11 protein-coding genes and 3 pseudogenes are annotated in these 16,037 nt (G+C 69.3%); 12 read left to right on the top strand and 2 right to left on the bottom strand.

Annotation, left to right across the window (positions count from 1 at the left end):
• Positions 1-68 precede the first annotated feature (68 nt).
• The 4 genes from tgmA (at position 69) to ABZW18_RS01900 (ending at position 3,616) form a co-directional block, all read left to right on the top strand.
• Positions 69-221 carry a putative ATP-grasp-modified RiPP gene (gene tgmA / locus ABZW18_RS01915; protein WP_356180652.1) on the top strand — a complete coding sequence of 51 codons (153 nt, stop codon included), beginning with the start codon at positions 69-71 and terminating at the stop codon, positions 219-221.
• Positions 222-565: 344 nt separating this feature from the next.
• A complete protein-coding gene (locus ABZW18_RS01910; protein ID WP_356180649.1) occupies positions 566-1,717 on the top strand; it encodes an epoxide hydrolase family protein in 1,152 nt (383 codons plus the stop codon).
• 75 nt (positions 1,718-1,792) lie between these two features.
• Positions 1,793-1,978 carry a hypothetical protein gene (locus ABZW18_RS01905; RefSeq protein ID WP_356180646.1) on the top strand — a complete coding sequence of 62 codons (186 nt, stop codon included), beginning with the start codon at positions 1,793-1,795 and terminating at the stop codon, positions 1,976-1,978.
• Positions 1,979-2,146: 168 nt separating this feature from the next.
• Positions 2,147-3,616: a sugar transferase gene (locus ABZW18_RS01900; protein WP_356180644.1), complete on the top strand. Its 1,470-nt coding sequence runs from the start codon at positions 2,147-2,149 to the stop codon at positions 3,614-3,616.
• Between the two features lie 322 nt (positions 3,617-3,938).
• Here the strand turns inward: ABZW18_RS01900 and ABZW18_RS01895 are convergent, their stop codons facing one another.
• Positions 3,939-4,946 carry a GDP-L-fucose synthase gene (locus ABZW18_RS01895; protein ID WP_356180641.1) on the bottom strand — a complete coding sequence of 336 codons (1,008 nt, stop codon included), beginning with the start codon at positions 4,944-4,946 and terminating at the stop codon, positions 3,939-3,941.
• A 121-nt stretch (positions 4,947-5,067) separates the two neighbouring features.
• On the opposite strand from ABZW18_RS01895, the gene gmd reads away from it, so the two are divergent.
• The 4 genes from gmd (at position 5,068) to ABZW18_RS01875 (ending at position 9,863) form a co-directional block, all read left to right on the top strand.
• A complete protein-coding gene (gene gmd / locus ABZW18_RS01890; RefSeq protein ID WP_356180638.1) occupies positions 5,068-6,081 on the top strand; it encodes a GDP-mannose 4,6-dehydratase in 1,014 nt (337 codons plus the stop codon).
• Between the two features lie 229 nt (positions 6,082-6,310).
• The gene (locus tag ABZW18_RS01885) at positions 6,311-8,509 is read left to right on the top strand and encodes a LamG-like jellyroll fold domain-containing protein (RefSeq protein WP_356180636.1); all 2,199 of its coding nucleotides are present in this window, start codon (positions 6,311-6,313) and stop codon (positions 8,507-8,509) included.
• Positions 8,506-9,033, top strand: a complete 528-nt coding sequence (locus tag ABZW18_RS01880; RefSeq protein ID WP_356180634.1) for a hypothetical protein — start codon at positions 8,506-8,508, stop codon at positions 9,031-9,033. The genes ABZW18_RS01885 and ABZW18_RS01880 overlap by 4 nt, the downstream gene beginning before the upstream one ends.
• The gene (locus ABZW18_RS01875) at positions 9,030-9,863 is read left to right on the top strand and encodes a glycosyltransferase family 2 protein (protein WP_356180631.1); all 834 of its coding nucleotides are present in this window, start codon (positions 9,030-9,032) and stop codon (positions 9,861-9,863) included. The genes ABZW18_RS01880 and ABZW18_RS01875 overlap by 4 nt, the downstream gene beginning before the upstream one ends.
• 205 nt (positions 9,864-10,068) lie before the next feature.
• Here ABZW18_RS01875 and ABZW18_RS01870 read toward each other — a convergent pair whose 3' ends face one another.
• Positions 10,069-11,217 carry a glycosyltransferase gene (locus tag ABZW18_RS01870; protein ID WP_356180629.1) on the bottom strand — a complete coding sequence of 383 codons (1,149 nt, stop codon included), beginning with the start codon at positions 11,215-11,217 and terminating at the stop codon, positions 10,069-10,071.
• A 205-nt stretch (positions 11,218-11,422) separates the two neighbouring features.
• Here ABZW18_RS01870 and ABZW18_RS01865 point away from each other — a divergent pair, with 205 nt between their 5' ends.
• The 4 genes and pseudogenes from ABZW18_RS01865 to ABZW18_RS01850 form a co-directional block, all read left to right on the top strand.
• Positions 11,423-12,898, top strand: a complete 1,476-nt coding sequence (locus ABZW18_RS01865) for a hypothetical protein (RefSeq protein WP_356180626.1) — start codon at positions 11,423-11,425, stop codon at positions 12,896-12,898.
• Between the two features lie 386 nt (positions 12,899-13,284).
• Positions 13,285-14,172 (top strand): annotated as a pseudogene (locus ABZW18_RS01860) (hypothetical protein); the annotation flags it as partial.
• A 1,407-nt stretch (positions 14,173-15,579) separates the two neighbouring features.
• A pseudogene (locus tag ABZW18_RS01855) lies at positions 15,580-15,831 on the top strand (IS5/IS1182 family transposase); the annotation flags it as partial.
• A 66-nt stretch (positions 15,832-15,897) separates the two neighbouring features.
• Positions 15,898-16,037 (top strand): annotated as a pseudogene (locus ABZW18_RS01850) (RidA family protein); the annotation flags it as partial.

Here is a 16,037-nt window from a genome sequence, read left to right as displayed (position 1 = left end):
AAGGAATGACCGGCGCAACCTCCCTGCCTGGCAGTTTCCAACGCCACGAACACGGAAGGTGAACAACGATGACGACTACCGCCGTAGCCCCGTGGGGGCTCACCCGTATGAAGCCCTTCCCGGTCTCCACCGTTCTCCCGTGTGCGGGGATCGTCCTTGACCCGGATTCGCAGACGGGCCGGTGGATCGCAGACCACCTGATCAGTCCGCGTTCGGCATGACCGTCACGGACGACACACAAACCGTCTGGCTCGGCGAGCCGTCCGGACCGTCCTGGCAACTCCCCGTCTGACACCGGAGAGGGGCTGACCATGGACGACGCACAAGACCGTGGGCCGACGCGGGACGCTGACCACCGGTGAGAGGCGGTTCCTGCTCCAGGCGTCCCCTCGCTCTGCTCCTCGCCGAACGAGCACGCACCAACTCGAAGACTAAGCACCGGGCTTCGGCTCGGGCCTACTCCGTTTTCAGGAGAGCGCTCGACAAGATCCACACCCGCCTCAGTTCTCGATACCCGACTCATTGCGGACATCAATTGACCGCAACGCTTCCTATCTTGATCCGCATGAACAGAAACACGGACATCAGCCCATTCCGCATCGACATCCCGCAGGGTGATCTGGACGACCTGCGGGACCGCCTCGTCAGGACCCGCTGGCCCGACGAACTCCCCGACGCGGGCTGGGACTACGGCGTCGCCCTGCCGTACCTCAAGGACTTGGTCGAATACTGGTCAGGCGACTACGACTGGCGCGCACAGGAAGCGCGGCTCAACAAGGTCCCGCAGTTCACCACCGTGATCGACGGGCAGACCGTGCACTTCATGCACGTCCGCTCCCCGGAGCCGGATGCCACGCCGTTGATCGTCACGCACGGCTGGCCCAGCACGGTCAACGACTTCCTGGACATCATCGGCCCGCTCACCGACCCTCGGTCCCACGGAGGAGATCCGGCCGACGCGTTCCACGTCGTCGCACCGTCCGTCCCCGGGTTCGCCTTCTCCGGCCCCACTCGGGAGAAGGGATGGGGAACCAACCGCATCGCCCGCGCCTGGGCCGAACTGATGCGGCGCCTCGGCTATGACCGGTACGGCGCCCAGGGCGGCGACTTCGGCGCGATCGTCTCACCCGAGATCGGTCGCGTGGCTCCCGGCAACGTCATCGGCGTGCACGTCAACGCGCTGGCCAACGCCGCGACCCCCGCCGGCCCGGACGAGCTGGACAACCTCACCGACGAGGAACGCGAGCAGGCGCAGGAGAACGAGATGTGGTGGTACGGCCACTCCGGCTACGCCACCCAGATGGCCACCCGCCCGCAGACCGTTGCCTACGCGCTCAACGACTCGCCCGCCGGGCAACTCGCTTGGAACCTGGAATGGTTCGTCGACCACGATCCGAACCGTACTCAGCAGACTCCGGCCGACCGTGATGCCGTGCTGACCAACGTCACCGCCCTTTGGCTCACCTCCACCGCCGGCTCGGCCGCACGGCTCTACCTCGAAGCCGGCGCCGACGGCTGGGGCGTACGCCCCGCATCGTCAGGTGTCCCCACCGGGGTGGCCAACTTCCTCGGCGACCGCGCCGTCCGCGGGCTGGCGGCACTGTCGAACAACATCACCCACTGGTCGGAATTCACCACCGGCGGCCACTTCGCCTCCCTCCAGGCTCCCGACACGCTCATCAGCGATATCCGCGGCTTCTTCCGCTCCTTGCGCTGACGTCCCGGGAGAGCATCGCTCTGCATCCCTCTGCGTCCCTCTGCACTGCCCAGTGCAGAGGGACGCTCCTGGGAAATGCATGCCGGGGCCAGAGTGGCGTGGGTCACCCAACGTTTCTTTTCGGCCTCTCCCGAGCGAGCGGCCTGCGAGGGCGGGCACGACTACGTACCGGCCCGGGACATGCCGCCGCCGCTGTCCGGCGCGCCGCCGGTCCGCGCCGGGCGGCCCTCCGCCGCCGTCGCCGGTGGCACCGAGCAGTAGAAATTCGGCCGCGTCCCGAAAGTGAACCCACGGGGTATGAGGTGGCAAAAATCAGCAAACCCCGGCGGGCGCACATCTGTTTGACCTAACGTGTCCGGCACCTTGCGCACCGTTCACTTGGGGAAGTGGCTGGTGCGCTTCTTCGGTCGCGTTGTGCCAGGGGGGTCCATGCGGCGTGTCGATATGTTCTATTCCGGGCCGGTCAGACCGGTTTCCGCACGGAGAAGCGCGGCGGGGAGGGGCAAGTCCCCGTGGTACCTGCCCCTCACTCTGATCACGGACGGGCTGGGCATCGGGGTGCCCGTCCTCGTCGTCTTCGGCAGCACGCTCCAGCCCCATCCGGTCCTGGCCGCGCTCACCGCGACGGCGGTCTGGCTCGGCGTACGGGCCTCCCACCACCGGTACGCCGAGCGGGCGCTGGGCGAATCGCGGGGCGTACTGCCCGTGCTCAACGACTGGCTGACGCTGCTGGGGCTGCTGGCAGTCGCCCGGATCGCGGTGGGCGAGAGCTCCGAACCGTCGCTGGCGCTGCTCGCACTGTCGGCGGCTCCGCTGCTGACCGTCGTCTGCCACAAGTTGACCCACCGGCATCTGACAGCGCTGCGACGCGAGGCGCAGTCGGTGCACCGCGTGCTGGTGATCGGCGAGCCGAGCGCGGCCGACGACGTCGTGGAGCACCTGGCGGGACGGACCGACCACGCCTATGTCGTGGTCGGCGTGATCCCGGTCGGCGCGGGCCAGTTGACCTCCGGCGTACCGGCCCTGACCAGGCTGGGCTCCGCACCACCCGCCTCCCCGGACGAGGACTGGGTACCGGTGCTGGCCGCGACCGGCCAACTGGGCGCCGAACTGGTACTGGTCGCCCCGGGCCCCCGGCTCAGCGGCGAGCGGCTGCGCAGGCTCTCCTGGGCACTGCACGACGCCGGACTGCCGCTGGCGGTCTCCCCCGGGCTGACCGATGTCGCCCTGCGGCGGCTCCGGACGGCCACGGTCGCGGGCCTGTCGCTGCTGCACATAGCGCCGCCGGCCCGTCGTGGACTGCCAGTGCTGCTGAAGTCGGCGCTCGACCGCACGGGGGCGGCACTCGGTCTGTTGCTGCTGTCACCGCTGTACGGACTGCTGGCACTGGCGATACGGCTCGACTCCCCCGGTCCCGCACTGCACCGGCAGACCCGGGTCGGACAGCACGGAACGCCCTTCACCATGTGGAAGTTCCGCTCGATGGCGGTCGACGCGGAGGAGCGGCGGGCGGAGCTGACTACCGCCAATGAGCAGGACGGTCCGCTGTTCAAGATGCGCCGCGACCCGCGGGTGACCCGGATCGGCCGTCGGCTGCGGCGCAGTTCGCTGGACGAGCTGCCGCAGCTGGTGAATGTGCTCCGGGGCGAGATGTCGCTGGTGGGACCGCGGCCCCCGCTCCCGGACGAGGTGGCGCAGTACGACGAGGTGGAGGTGCGGCGGCTCACCGTGAAGCCGGGACTCACCGGGCTGTGGCAGGTCAGCGGGCGCTCGGATCTGTCGTGGGACGAGACGGTGGCGCTGGATCTGCGATACGCGGACAACTGGTCGATCGGTGGCGACATGGACGTCATCGCCCGCACACTGCGCGCCGTTGTCGACGGCCGCGGTGCGTACTGAGCGGGTGCCGCGCGTGACGGCGGTGCTCGCGTTCGCCGAGCGGCGCCGCTCGGATGAGGGGACAGCCGTGCGCGGCACGGCCGTCCCCGCCCGGACCGTAGACAGGTGCGGCGAATGCGGCGGCCGGGTGGCCGGGCTCGGTCCTGCCGAAGCCCACGCCCAAGCCCAGGCCCACGCCCACGCCGATGCCCACGCCGATGCCGCAGCCGCAGCCGCAGTCGGGCCCACCGCAGCACAGCACCCGGCCGCGCCCGGGCCGGGAGCCGCCCGGTCCCCAGCCGCGTCCGGGCCGGCAACAGCGCAGCTCCCGGCCGCCGCCGGGTCAGGTTCCGTTCGTGGCCTGCCAGTCGGCGTACACCGCGGCGATTCCGTCCCGCAGCGGAACCTTCGGCTTGAAGCCGAGCCCGGCGATGCGGGAGATGTCCAGGAGCTTGCGCGGGGTGCCGTCGGGCTTCGAGGTGTCGAAGGCGATCCGGCCCGCAAAGCCGGTCACCTCCTGGACGGTCTCGGCGAGTTCGCGGATCGTCAGGTCCTCGCCGCAGCCCACGTTGACCGGTTCGTCTTCGTCGTACGAGCGCAGCAGCAGCGCGCACGCCGCCGCGAGGTCGTCCACATGCAGGAACTCGCGGCGCGGGGTGCCGCTGCCCCACAGCACGACCTCTTCCTTGCCGTCCCGTTTCGCCTCGTGGAAGCGGCGGATGAGCGCGGGCAGCACATGCGAGGTCGCCAGGTCGAAGTTGTCGCCGGGCCCGTAGAGATTGGTCGGCATGGCGCTGATGTAGGAGGCGCCGTACTGCCGCCGGTAGGACTGCACCTGCACGATGCCCGCGATCTTGGCGAGCGCGTACGGCTCGTTGGTCGGCTCCAGTGGCCCGGTCAGCAGCGCGTCCTCGCGGATCGGCTGCGGGGCGAGCTTGGGGTAGATGCAGGAGGAGCCGAGGAAGAGGAGCCGGCCGGCTCCGGCCGCGTGCGATCCGGCGATCATGCTGAGCTGGATGCGCAGGTTGTCCTCGAGGAACTGCACGGGATACGTGCTGTTGGCCATGATGCCGCCCACCCTGGCGGCAGCCATCACGACGGCGTCCGGACGGACGTCCCGAAGGAACGATTCGGTCCGTACGGAGTCGAGCAGATCGAGGTCGGCCCGGCCACGGGTGATCACGTCGTGGCCATCGGCGGTCAGGCGGCGGACGATCGCGGATCCGACCAGCCCGCGGTGCCCCGCCACGAATATCCGGGACCCGTCCGGCAGCAGGTCCGGCTCGGCCGTCGGCTCGGTGGCCCCGGCCCGGGCGCCCGGGGTGTTCCCCGGGGAAGTCGCAGCAGTCATGGCAACGGATTGTGTCAGCGGGGACCGCCCGCCAGGGAGTGAATCCCTTCATCCGTCCGAAAAACAGCATATTTCTGATTAATCCAGGGCCGTACGGGCCCGGCACCCAGGGGGTCTCGGAATGGACAAGAGCGCACTGATCACCGGAATCACCGGGCAGGACGGCTCGTATCTGGCCGAGCTGCTGCTCTCCAAGGGCTACACCGTCCACGGTCTGGTGCGCCGCTCGTCGTCGTTCAACACCGAGCGGCTGGACCACGTCTACGAGGGGCCGCAGGAGCCGGACCGAAGACTCGTACTGCACCACGCCGACCTCTCCGACGGCGTCGCGCTGGTCAATCTGCTGCGCGATCTGCGGCCCGACGAGGTCTACAACCTCGGCGCGCAGTCCCATGTCCGGGTCTCCTTCGACGCACCGCTCTACACCGCCGACGTGACCGGCATGGGCTCCATGCGCCTGTTGGAGGCGATCCGGGCGAGCGGGATCGAGACCCGGATCTACCAGGCGTCGTCCTCGGAGATGTTCGGGGCCACACCGCCCCCGCAGAACGAGCGGACCCCGTTCCATCCGCGCAGCCCGTACGGCTGCGCCAAGGTCTTCGGCTACTGGGCGACGGTCAACTACCGCGAGGCGTATGATCTGTTCGCCGTCAACGGCATCCTCTTCAACCACGAGTCACCGCGGCGCGGTGAGACCTTTGTGACCCGCAAGATCACCCGCGCGGTGGCCCGTATCAAGGCCGGTCTCCAGGACCGGCTGTACATGGGCAATCTCGACGCCGTACGGGACTGGGGCTACGCGCCGGAGTACGTCGAGGCGATGTGGCTGATGCTCCAGCAGGACCGGCCGGACGACTACGTGGTGGCGACGGGTGAGGCCGGGACCGTACGGCAGTTCCTCGAGGTCGCCTTCTCGACCGTGGATCTCGACTGGGCCGAATATGTGCGTTTCGACCCCAAGTACGAGCGCCCCAGCGAGGTCGACGCCCTGATAGGCGACGCTTCCAAGGCGGAGTCGCTGCTCGGCTGGAAGCCCGAGGTCCGCTGGCCCGACCTGGCTCGCATCATGGTCCAGGCCGATGTGTCCAAGCTCGATGCGGAATTGGACGGTTCAGCGGTTCGTATCGACAGATGACCCGCCAACACGCAAAGTACGGTCTCTATTTTGGCCATTCCGGTTACGAGCTCATGGCCGGCGCCCTAACCTGCCGTGCACACCGCGCAAGGCGCCCCGGACGGGCTGCGCGCGCGAAGCAGAACAATCACGAACCAGAACAGTACGAATCAGAACCGGAACAGGTACGAACAAGAACACGCAGGGGCCAGGGGGGCACATGCGCACACTGGGGGTTTACACGGCTGTCATGTCAATGGCAGCCGCATCGTTGATCGGTGCGGGGGTGGTGTCGGCGCCGACGGCGACCGCCCTCACCCCGCCTGTCGGGATCACCGCCGACGATCTGCCGACCTGGCAGACCAACGGCATCGTCTGGGCCTTTGCGGAGGCCGACGGCGTGGTCTTCGCGGGAGGCACCTTCTCCACCGTCAGACCGCCGGACGCGCCGTCCGGCAGCAACGAGGAACCGGCCGTCAACTTCGCGGCGTTCGACACCGCGACCGGCGCGCCGACCTCCTGCAAGCTCTCCTTCACGATCGGCTCCGGCACCGCGACCGTACGGGCCATGGCGGTCTCTCCCGACCGCAAGACCCTGTACGCGGCCGGGCAGTTCGGAGCGGTCAACGGCGTCGGAACGAGCAATGTGGCCGCGATCGACATCGCGACCTGCGCGCCGAAGACGTCCTTCAAGGTGGCGGCGAGCGCAACCGTACGGGCCCTGGCCGTGACCGACGACACCGTCTATCTCGGCGGGGACTTCACCTCGCTGGAAGGGCAGCCCCGCCGGTACTTCGGCGCGGTCACCACGGGGGGTGACCTCACACCGTGGACGGCGGACGCCGACGAGCCGGGCCGCGCCGTGGAGGTGACCCCGGACGGCGGCAAGGTGCTGCTGGGCGGTGACTTCTTCACCGTCAACGGCACCAACTCGCACGCGCTGGCCGTGGTCGACTCCGGTACCGGTTCCCTCGCCAAGGCCTACAGCGGCGGCTTCATCCCGACCACCTCCGTGGTCAAGGACATCACCACGGACGCGAACAGCTTCTACACCGGCAACGAGGGCACCGGCGGCGGGGTCTTCGACGGCCGTATCGCCCTGAACCTCAGCGACTTCAACCAGCGCTGGCGGGACACCTGCCTCGGCGCGACCCAGTCGGTGGAGGTCTACAAGAGCGTCCTGTACTCGGGCTCGCACGCGCACGACTGCAGCAGCATGGGCGCGTTCCCCAACCAGCGCCGCAAGCATCTGCTCGCCGAGTCGGTCGACGACCCGACCCTGCTGAGCTGGTTCCCCGACACCAACGACGGTCTGGGCGAGCAGATCGGCCCGCGGGTGATGGAGACCTCGTCCTCCGGCGGCACCGACTATCTGTGGGTCGGCGGCGAGTTCACCACGGTGAACGGTTCGGGACAGCAGGGGCTGACCCGCTTCGCGAGCGGCCCGGACACCGGCGCCCCGTCCGTGCCCCTGGTCAACGCCTCCAGCGTCAAGCCGGGTGAGGTGAGCGTGCGCTGGCAGTCCAGCCTGGACCTGGACGACAGCGACATCACCTACCGGGTCTACAAGAACGGCGCCACCACCCCGGTCCACACGGTCAGCGGCTCGTCGTTGCCCTGGGTCCGGCCGCAGCTGACCTTCACCGACACCGACGTGACGGCGGGCTCGACGTACACCTACCGGATCACGGCGAGCGACGGCACCAACACCAGCGCGAAGTCCGCCACCCAGACGGTCACCGTGCCCGCGGTGGCCGAGGACTATCCGGCACGGGTGAAGGCGGACGGCGCGAATCTGTACTGGCGGTACGACGAGGCCGGCGGCCAGTTCGCCGCGGACGCATCGGGCACGGACAACAGCGGCATCCACCGCAACGCTCCGACGTACCGGGTCACTCCGCCGGCGGTGCCCGGGCCGAGCACGGCCGTGGGCTACAACGGCACCGACGAGTACACCTACAGCGACCGCAAGCACAGCCGCCCGACCTCGTACAGCATCGAAACCTGGTTCAAGACGACCACGAGGCAGGGCGGCAAGCTCGTCGGCTTCGGCGACCGCACCCAGGAGCCGAGCGCCAGCCACGACAAGCATCTGTACATGACCAATGACGGCCGGATCGTCTTCGGCGTCAACAGCGGCTACGCCCGCACCATCAGCAGCGGTTCCGGTCTGAACAACGGCACCTGGCACCATGTCGTCGCCACCCAGGGGCCGGGCGGGATGCGGCTGTACGTGGACGGGTCGCTGAAGGCGAGCAATCTGCTGGTCACCTCCAGCCAGAACTACGCCGGGTACTGGCACGTCGGGGGTGACACCCTCAACTCCTCGTGGCCGAGCAGCCCGTCGAGCGACTATTTCGCCGGCCAGATCGACGAGACGGCGATCTACCCGAGTGTGCTGTCCGGCTCGCAGGTCTCGGCGCACCGCACTCTCGGGGCGCGTTCGTGACCCGTAGTCCCCGGTCGGCCGTCGCCGCCGTCGCGTTCCTCGCGGCGGCGGCGACGCTGCTGACCGGGTGCGGGGGCGGGGGCGACGACTCCGCTCCGGCGAAGGAGCGGCCCCCGGCCGCGGCGGCGGACCGTATGTCGCCTGATCGGTCAGGGGCCGACGGCGGCTCCTCCGGGGACTCCTCGGGGAAGTCCTCCGGGAAGTCCGGGGGCGGGCCGGGGGCCGCGCCGTCGGACGGCCCGAAAGTTCCGAAGGCCGAACTCACCCCGGCCACCGGGTCGTTCACCAAGAAGCAGAGGGCGTATCTGACCGACCGGGTGCCCCGGGGCACCGACCCGGCGGCCGTCCTCCAGATCGGCCAGGAGACCTGCGACCGGATCACCCGTACGGCGAAGCTGGACCGCAAGGCGGCGGTCAGCGCGATCCGCTCCGGAGAGATCGCGAACGCCGAGGCGGCCGTCACCCACCTGTGCCCTCGGCAGCTGCCTGTGCTGAAGGCCGCGCAGAAAGGAAGCACCGGTTGAGCCCGAGCAAGCTCCCGATCGTCGTGGCGATCCCGACGAAGAACGAGGCCGAGAACATCGCGCGGACGGTCCGCTCCGTCATCGACCACTTCGAGGCAGTGGTCGTGGTCGATTCGAACAGCACGGACGACACCTGCAAGATCGCGGCGGAGCTGGGCGCCGAGGTCGTCCCGTACGAGTGGGACGGCGGGTATCCGAAGAAGAAGCAGTGGTGCCTGGACCACATCCGGACCGAGACGCCCTGGCTCCTCTTTCTCGACGGCGACGAGACGCCCAGCCCCGAACTGCTGCGGGAACTGCGGTACGTCTTCTCCCGGCCGGTGAAGATCGCGGCCTTCGACATCCCGCTGGGCTACTGGTTCGCGGGCAGGCGGCTGCGGCACGGCTACACCATCGTCAAGCGGGCGCTGCTGGACCGTACCCGCTGCCACTTTCCCGTGCTCGGGGACCTGGACGCCCCGGGCATGGGCGAGCAGGAGGGGCACTACCAGCCGGTCGCCGAGTCGGTGTGGCGGCTGAAGTCACCGATCGAGCACGAGGACCTGGATCCGGTACGGACCTGGTTCGAGCGGCACAACCGCTACTCGGACTGGGAGGCGTGGCTCGAGCTCCACCCGGAGGTGCGGGAGGAGATCCGGCAGGCGAAGACGCGCCAGGGCCAGCTCTTCCACAAGGCGCCGTTCAAACCGCTGGTGTCGTTCGCCTACGCCTATCTCTACAAGCGCGGGTTCCTGGACGGCCGCGCGGGTCTCGACTACGCCCTGGCGATGAGCTTCTACCGCTGGCAGATCGGGCTGAAGACGAGAGAGGGGCGGGGGGCGCGCGGGTAGGACCGCGGCGCGGGTGCGAGCGCGGGGAGTAAGCCCGCCCGACGGTCCCTGTGCCGTGCCGTGCCGCGTACCGCACCGCCGGGGTGCGGGTACGGGTACGGAAAGTGCCCGAGCGCGGGTACGGAAAGTGCCCGAGCGCGGGTACGCGCCCGGGGAGTGTCGCGGTGCGGACAGGGCCGCGGCACTCCCGGGGCCTACGGGGGCGTCACCGCCCGGTGACGCCCCCGTACACCCCTCGCAGCGTGTCGACAACCGCGTCGATGGAGAACCGGTCGCGGATCAGCCGCCAGGCGGCGTCGGACGCCTCCTCGTTGGCCGCCGGGTCCAGCAGCTCCAGGATCGCCTGGCCGACGAGCGGGCCGTTGTCCCGGTCCGGACTGCTGTCCACGACCCGGCCGGCGCCCGCCGCGTCGACGTCGGGAGACAGCCCGCCGGTCCTGGTGACGACGACGGGCACGCCGACGGACATGGCTTCCAGCACGGACACGGCGAACGGCTCGACGACGGAGGGCAGTACGTACACGTCCGAGCGGCGCAGCTGCTCCAGCACCTCGGCGTGGCCGAGCGCGCCCACGTACTCGACCGCGTCCGCGACGCCGAGGCCTCGGGCGAGGTCCAGCATCGCGCCGGCGAGCGAGCCCGTGTCGGGTCCTGCGAGGACGAAGCGAGCGTCCGGGTGTTTGGCGAGGACCGTGGGGATCGCGGCGATGAAGTCCTCGGGCCGCTTGCGGGCCTGGACGCGGGCGCAGTACAGCACGGTCGGCGGCCGGCCGGGCTCGCGTAGGGGCCTGCGCTCCTGCAACTCGACGCCGTTGACGAGCCGGTGCGTACGGGTCAGCCGTGCCGGCGCGACCACGGCCTCCACGCCCTCGCGCTCCATCTCCGTCAGATGCAGGATCGCATCGGCCTTGCGCAGCACGCGGCGCAGCCCGAGCGCGTCCACGATCTTGGCGACCCGCTTCTCGGTGGGGTCGATCATCCCGTGCGTCTGGAGGACCAGCGGCCGCCCGCACTGCAGCGCGATCAGCGCGAACGGCAGGGTGATCAGGTCGCGCATGAGATGGACGTGCACGACATCGGCCGTCCTCACGAGTTCGCGGGCCCGGGCGAGCAGGGCCGGCGAGGTGATGCCGCTGACCTCGAACTGCGGCAGCACATGCCGCGCCTGGAACATGAAGGCCGGTACGCCCTCGACCGCCGTCGGCAGCGGCCCGTCGAACCCGTCTCCCAACGTGGCGATTCTGGCGTCCACGCCACTGGCCCGCAGGCCCTTGGAGAGGTTCAGGGCCACCCGGGTGGGCCCGCCGAAGTCGTTGGTCGGCGTGTGGAGCGTGACGACATGCAGAACCTTCACCGAATTTTCCTCCCCCCGATGCTCCCCAGCATCGTCGAGTCAGCGTATCGGCGGGGGCATGGCGGCGAGGCCGGATCTTCCGATGTCCGTTCGATGGTTGATATGTCTCTCTAAACTACTCGGGGGCGAGGCAGGCCCGTTCGACAGGTCTGCGCGACGGGTCGGGGACGGCCGGTGAACGAGGCGGGGGACATTGGCAGTTGACGTGACGGACAGACCAGCCGCGGGGGGCGCGGCGCCGCTCGACGTACCCGCGGTCTCCCCGCGCGCGGTCCTCTCCCGCGCCCTGGCCGTGCCGCTCGTCCTCGGGCTGGTCTTCTTCCTGCCGGTGCTGGTGGCCGTCATGCCGGGCCCCGGGATCAGGGACGAGGCGTACTGGCTTCAGCTCGTGCTCACCGGCTACGCCGGGGCCCGGCTCGCGGCGATGACGCTCACGGCCCGGCGCCGCCTCATCCAGGGCTCGTTCTGGCTCTTCGTCTACGTGGCCCTGGGTGTGGCTCCGCTGGCCCAGGCGGTGCTCGGGCAGACACCGACGCCGGTGGTGGGAACCCGTTCCGATCTGGTGCTGGCCGTTTCGCTGGCGCTGTGCGGCTGTGTCGCCTTCGACGTGGGCGTGCTCCTGGCCCGGCACCGGCCGGTGCTCCGTACCCGCAGGAACCGCCGTACGGCCTCGGTCAGCCGCCGCAGGCTCTATCTGCTGGTCGCGTTCGCGTATGTGGCGAGCGCGCTGTTCGTCGTCAAGCTGGGCGGGCCTTCGGTCTTCTTCAGCAGCCGCCAGGAGATCAGCGAGGGCATCCAGAGCAGCGGGGTGGCGAGCTCGGAGTCCCATGTCGGATCGGCGTTCCTGCGCGGCTTCGGGACCGTACCGGCGCTGCTGGCCTTCCTCTTCCTCACCCGCTGGCTGGTCACCTCACGCCACGCGCGCCGTCGCCCCTCGGTGATCCTGATGTGGGCGGGCCTGCTCGGGGTGAACGCGCTCGTCAACAACCCGGTCTCCAACCCGCGTTACTGGTTCCTGACCGTGATGTTCTCGATCCTCTTCACGGCCTTCCCGAAGAGCCCGGTGATGTACCGGGCGGCGCTGGCGATGGGCGTGGTCGCGGCGCTCCTGCTGTTCCCCTTCATGGACCGCTTCCGCTACGACGAGAGCGGCCGGCGGCCGGCCGAGTCCACCTCGGCCTTCGATCCCCTGGTGCGCAAGGACTACGACCAGATCGGCATGCTCGCCAACACCATCACCTTCGTCGGCTCGGGAGCGGGCCATGCGTACGGTCGCCAACTCGCCGCCTCCACCTTCTTCTTCGTGCCGCGCTCGGTCTGGCACGGCAAGCCCCTCGACTCCGGCGTCCGGGTCGGCCAGTGGATGGGCATGAGCAACACCAATCTCTCCTCCCCCCTCTGGGCCGAACTCTGGCTGGACTTCGGACCGTTGGGCATGACCGGTGGCTTCCTGGGCCTGGGCTACCTCTCCGCCCGCGCCGACCGCCGCTACACGCTGCGGACGCTGGACGATCCCCGGCCGGGCAATGTGCTGGCGATCGTGATTCCGGTGGTCGCGGGCTACGCCTTCATCCTGCTGCGCGGCCCGTTGCTCCAGGCCTCGGGCCGCATCGGCATCGCCCTGCTGTGCCTGGCCTTGGTCACAACCTTCCGCTCGGACCCCCGGAAGCTGCTGCGGTAGGGCTTGTCGCCCCATCGGCTCTGTGTTCGCCGGGCAGCCTCGGGGCGACCCGGCCGGAGGACGCCGACGCTGCTTCTACGGGTGAGCGCAGCCTGTTGGTCCGTTCGGCCACCTTCGACCGGTGCCACCCACCGCGCCGTGTGCTGCCGCGTACGGCGGTGAGGCCCCCGGTCTCCAGGCCCACCAGGCTCCACCGGACGACCCTGAGACATTCGAGGGTCCCGACCGCTCCGTCGCGATCTACGGTCGGTGACGTCTGACCCCGGGCCGCAGCTCTCAGCCGGCCGGGGTCACGTACGTACTGTTCGACGGAAGTTGAGACACCTGTGAAGCCTCTTCACCGACTGCGCGTCCGGCCGAGGGCGGCCGTCGCGCTGGCGGGGGCCCTGGTCTGCCTGACACCCATCGCGACAGCCGCGCAGCCCCCGACCCGGGCGGGGGTCGAGGTACCGGCGCAGGTGACCGCGGGGTTCGCGGTCTTCGACCGGCGGACCGGTACCTTCACCGAGAGACTCAACACGCACCTGGCCTTCCGGTCGGCGTCGGTGGTGAAACTGCTGATAGCCCTCGATTTCCTGTGGGACCGCGGCCCGGCGTACGACATTCCGCCCGCCGACCGGAGCCGGCTGGAGGGCATGCTCAGAAGCAGTGACGACAGCGCGGCGAGCCACTACTGGGACCGGAACGGACGGGTGGCGATCATCGAGCGGATGGTCGGGCGGCTCGGTCTGACCGATACCACGGGGCCGCCGACCGGATATCCGGGGTACTGGGGCTACACGGCCGTCACGGCGGCGGACACCGTGAAGATCTACCGCTATCTCCTCGACTCCGCTCCGGCACCCGTGCGCGACTTCGTCATGGGCAACCTGCGGCAGTCCACACGCTGCGCCGCCGACGGCTTCGACCAGCACTTCGGCATTCCCTCCGCCTTCGACCGGCCGTGGGCCGTGAAGCAGGGGTGGTCCGGCTTCGGCTCGGGCGGCTGCACCGCCTCCGCCACGAGCGGGAACGGACTCCCGGCATCCACTGGCACCGGCCCTGGCACCGGCCCTGGCACTGACCCCGGGCCTGACACCGGCTCACGGGGTGCGGCGACGGCGGGCGGCGTCGACCTCGGCCGCGAGGCGCTGCACACCACGGGAACGGTGGGCCAGGGCGACTACTCCATCGTGGCCGTCTTCACCCTGCACCCGGACGGCACGCCGTACGCGAAGGCCTCATCCGGGCTCACCGCGCTGACCCGCTCCCTCAACGTGCCGGGCGCCGCCCGCCCGTGATCGCCCTTCATCCGCCCGGCCTCGCTCCCACACCGGCGGCGTGGACCGGCTGCACCCGGCCGCCGGGCGGGCGCCGGCGGCCGTGCCCCCGCCTTTCAAAGCGGACCACCGCACCCACGACACAACCGCGGCCGCCGTCACGATCATCCGTAACCACAGCCAGCCTCAGCCGGGGCACCCCATCCCTGCCCATACGGCCACCGTACGAGACTGGAGGGGGGCGGTGACGCTCTTCGGTGTCGGATTTCTCAGCCGGGCAGGTCCCAGGGGTGGTTCGCTGGGGTTTGGTCGGCCTGTGATGTGTGCGGGCTCCTACCTTCGGCGGTGGGTCGTCTGCTGTCGGAGCGGGCGATGAGACAGTGAGGGCGCGGGACGACGCCGGTCCTGCCGCCATGACGCTGAACCAGCTGGTGCAGCCAACCGGGTGCCGGGCGATCAGCCGAGAGATGCCCAGCCGCACAGGGGACCGGTCAGGAGGGGGCCTTGTCGTAGATCGTGATCGACAGCAGGCCGCTGCTGGTCTCGACCATCGAGGTGTAGAGCGAGAACTTCGGGAAGCCCGGATTGCCCGTGTAGGTAAACCCAAACATCTGCAGGGCCTTGGGGTAAACGTGCTTGTCGCCCTCCTCCACCTGGGCGGTAAGCAGCCACCGTCCCGGTTGCCCGAGTCGGTGTAGGTGTACCACAGTTTAAATGGGGTGTTGTTCACCCCGTCGCCGAGGATGAAATCGAGCTCGACGTACGAATCGTCGTCGATGGCGCTTTGCCGGGTCAGTGTGAACACATCGCTCTCCCCGGTGGAGAGCGGATTGGGCACGTTGCTGACATCGCAGTAGTGGGGAATGTAGTTGTAGAGCACCACCGGCTTCGACGCGTTGTTCGTGATGGTGATCTCCACCTGCCCCTTGCTGGTGTTGGCCAGTACCGTTTGGGCGACGGACACCCCGGTCTGGGCCGCGCCAATAAGGTTGAGCATGCCCGTAGCCAACGCGGTCCACCCAGCAGCCCCGATTTCGGGTGCAGGCCGCTCAGTAGTGGGGGCGAGCGCGGCCGAGTCTTTGAGTGCCTGCGTCGCCGCGAGTGATGCGTCGTCGTAGAACGTCACCGAGCCATTGCCGGTGGCCATATCGGTGCTCTGCGCGGCCTTGATGTTTGTGACCATGCCAACTCCTTGAAGCGGGGTCCGGAAGTGCGCGGATGTGGTTCTGAGGCATGGCAAGCAAGAGCGCCAGAGTTGCTACCATCCTCGGTTTGCACCATACGCATTGAATCAATGGCATATGGGATTTCATGCGGCGTTCGGGTTGGGGTGCCGCGTGGGGGCTGTCGGCGGACCGTCACCAGCCTCGCTTGGAACCGCAACGGACGCCGTGCCAACGGAGATGCCCCAAGGACGCCAAGGGCTTCGTTCTGCTGCCGAAGCGGTGGGTGGTGGAACGGAGCAACTCGTGGACGATGCGGGTCCGGCGCAACGCGAGAGACTATGAGCGGCTGATGGCCCACGTGGAAGCCCACATCCAGTGGCTCTTCATAACGGTCATGTCCCGCCGCCTGGCCCGGCCTCGCTGCCAGGCCGAGGCATCGACGGTCACCCTCGCAGCCGCGCCTGAAGACCAGCGCGCTGCCGCTGCGACCTGCGGAAAGGAGATGTGACACAGCTTCTCAGCTTGTTCTTTAACCTCACGTCGCTGCGGAGTGCTTGCCGGTGGGGAAATTGCGGTGCGTGCTGGCACCACGCTGGTCAGACTCGCTGACATGACTGAGAAGATCACCCGCATCAACCCCGAGCAGCTGCATGAGACACCCGGCTACCACCACATCACCGTCGTGGAGGCAGGCCGTACCGCCTATCTGGCGGG

It is taken from the genome of Streptomyces sp. NPDC004647, assembly GCF_040609575.1.
GTDB lineage: Bacteria > Actinomycetota > Actinomycetes > Streptomycetales > Streptomycetaceae > Streptomyces.
This window is presented reverse-complemented; position numbering and strand designations above follow the sequence as displayed.

Bases quoted from the DNA above. Each gene is read 5' to 3' on its own strand.
- tgmA (WP_356180652.1), top strand. From the start codon at position 69: ATGACGACTACCGCCGTAGCCCCGTGGGGGCTCACCCGTATGAAGCCC.
- ABZW18_RS01910 (WP_356180649.1), top strand. From the start codon at position 566: ATGAACAGAAACACGGACATCAGCCCATTCCGCATCGACATCCCGCAG.
- ABZW18_RS01905 (WP_356180646.1), top strand. From the start codon at position 1,793: ATGCATGCCGGGGCCAGAGTGGCGTGGGTCACCCAACGTTTCTTTTCG.
- ABZW18_RS01900 (WP_356180644.1), top strand. From the start codon at position 2,147: ATGCGGCGTGTCGATATGTTCTATTCCGGGCCGGTCAGACCGGTTTCC.
- ABZW18_RS01895 (WP_356180641.1), bottom strand. From the start codon at position 4,946: ATGACTGCTGCGACTTCCCCGGGGAACACCCCGGGCGCCCGGGCCGGG.
- gmd (WP_356180638.1), top strand. From the start codon at position 5,068: ATGGACAAGAGCGCACTGATCACCGGAATCACCGGGCAGGACGGCTCG.
- ABZW18_RS01885 (WP_356180636.1), top strand. From the start codon at position 6,311: ATGTCAATGGCAGCCGCATCGTTGATCGGTGCGGGGGTGGTGTCGGCG.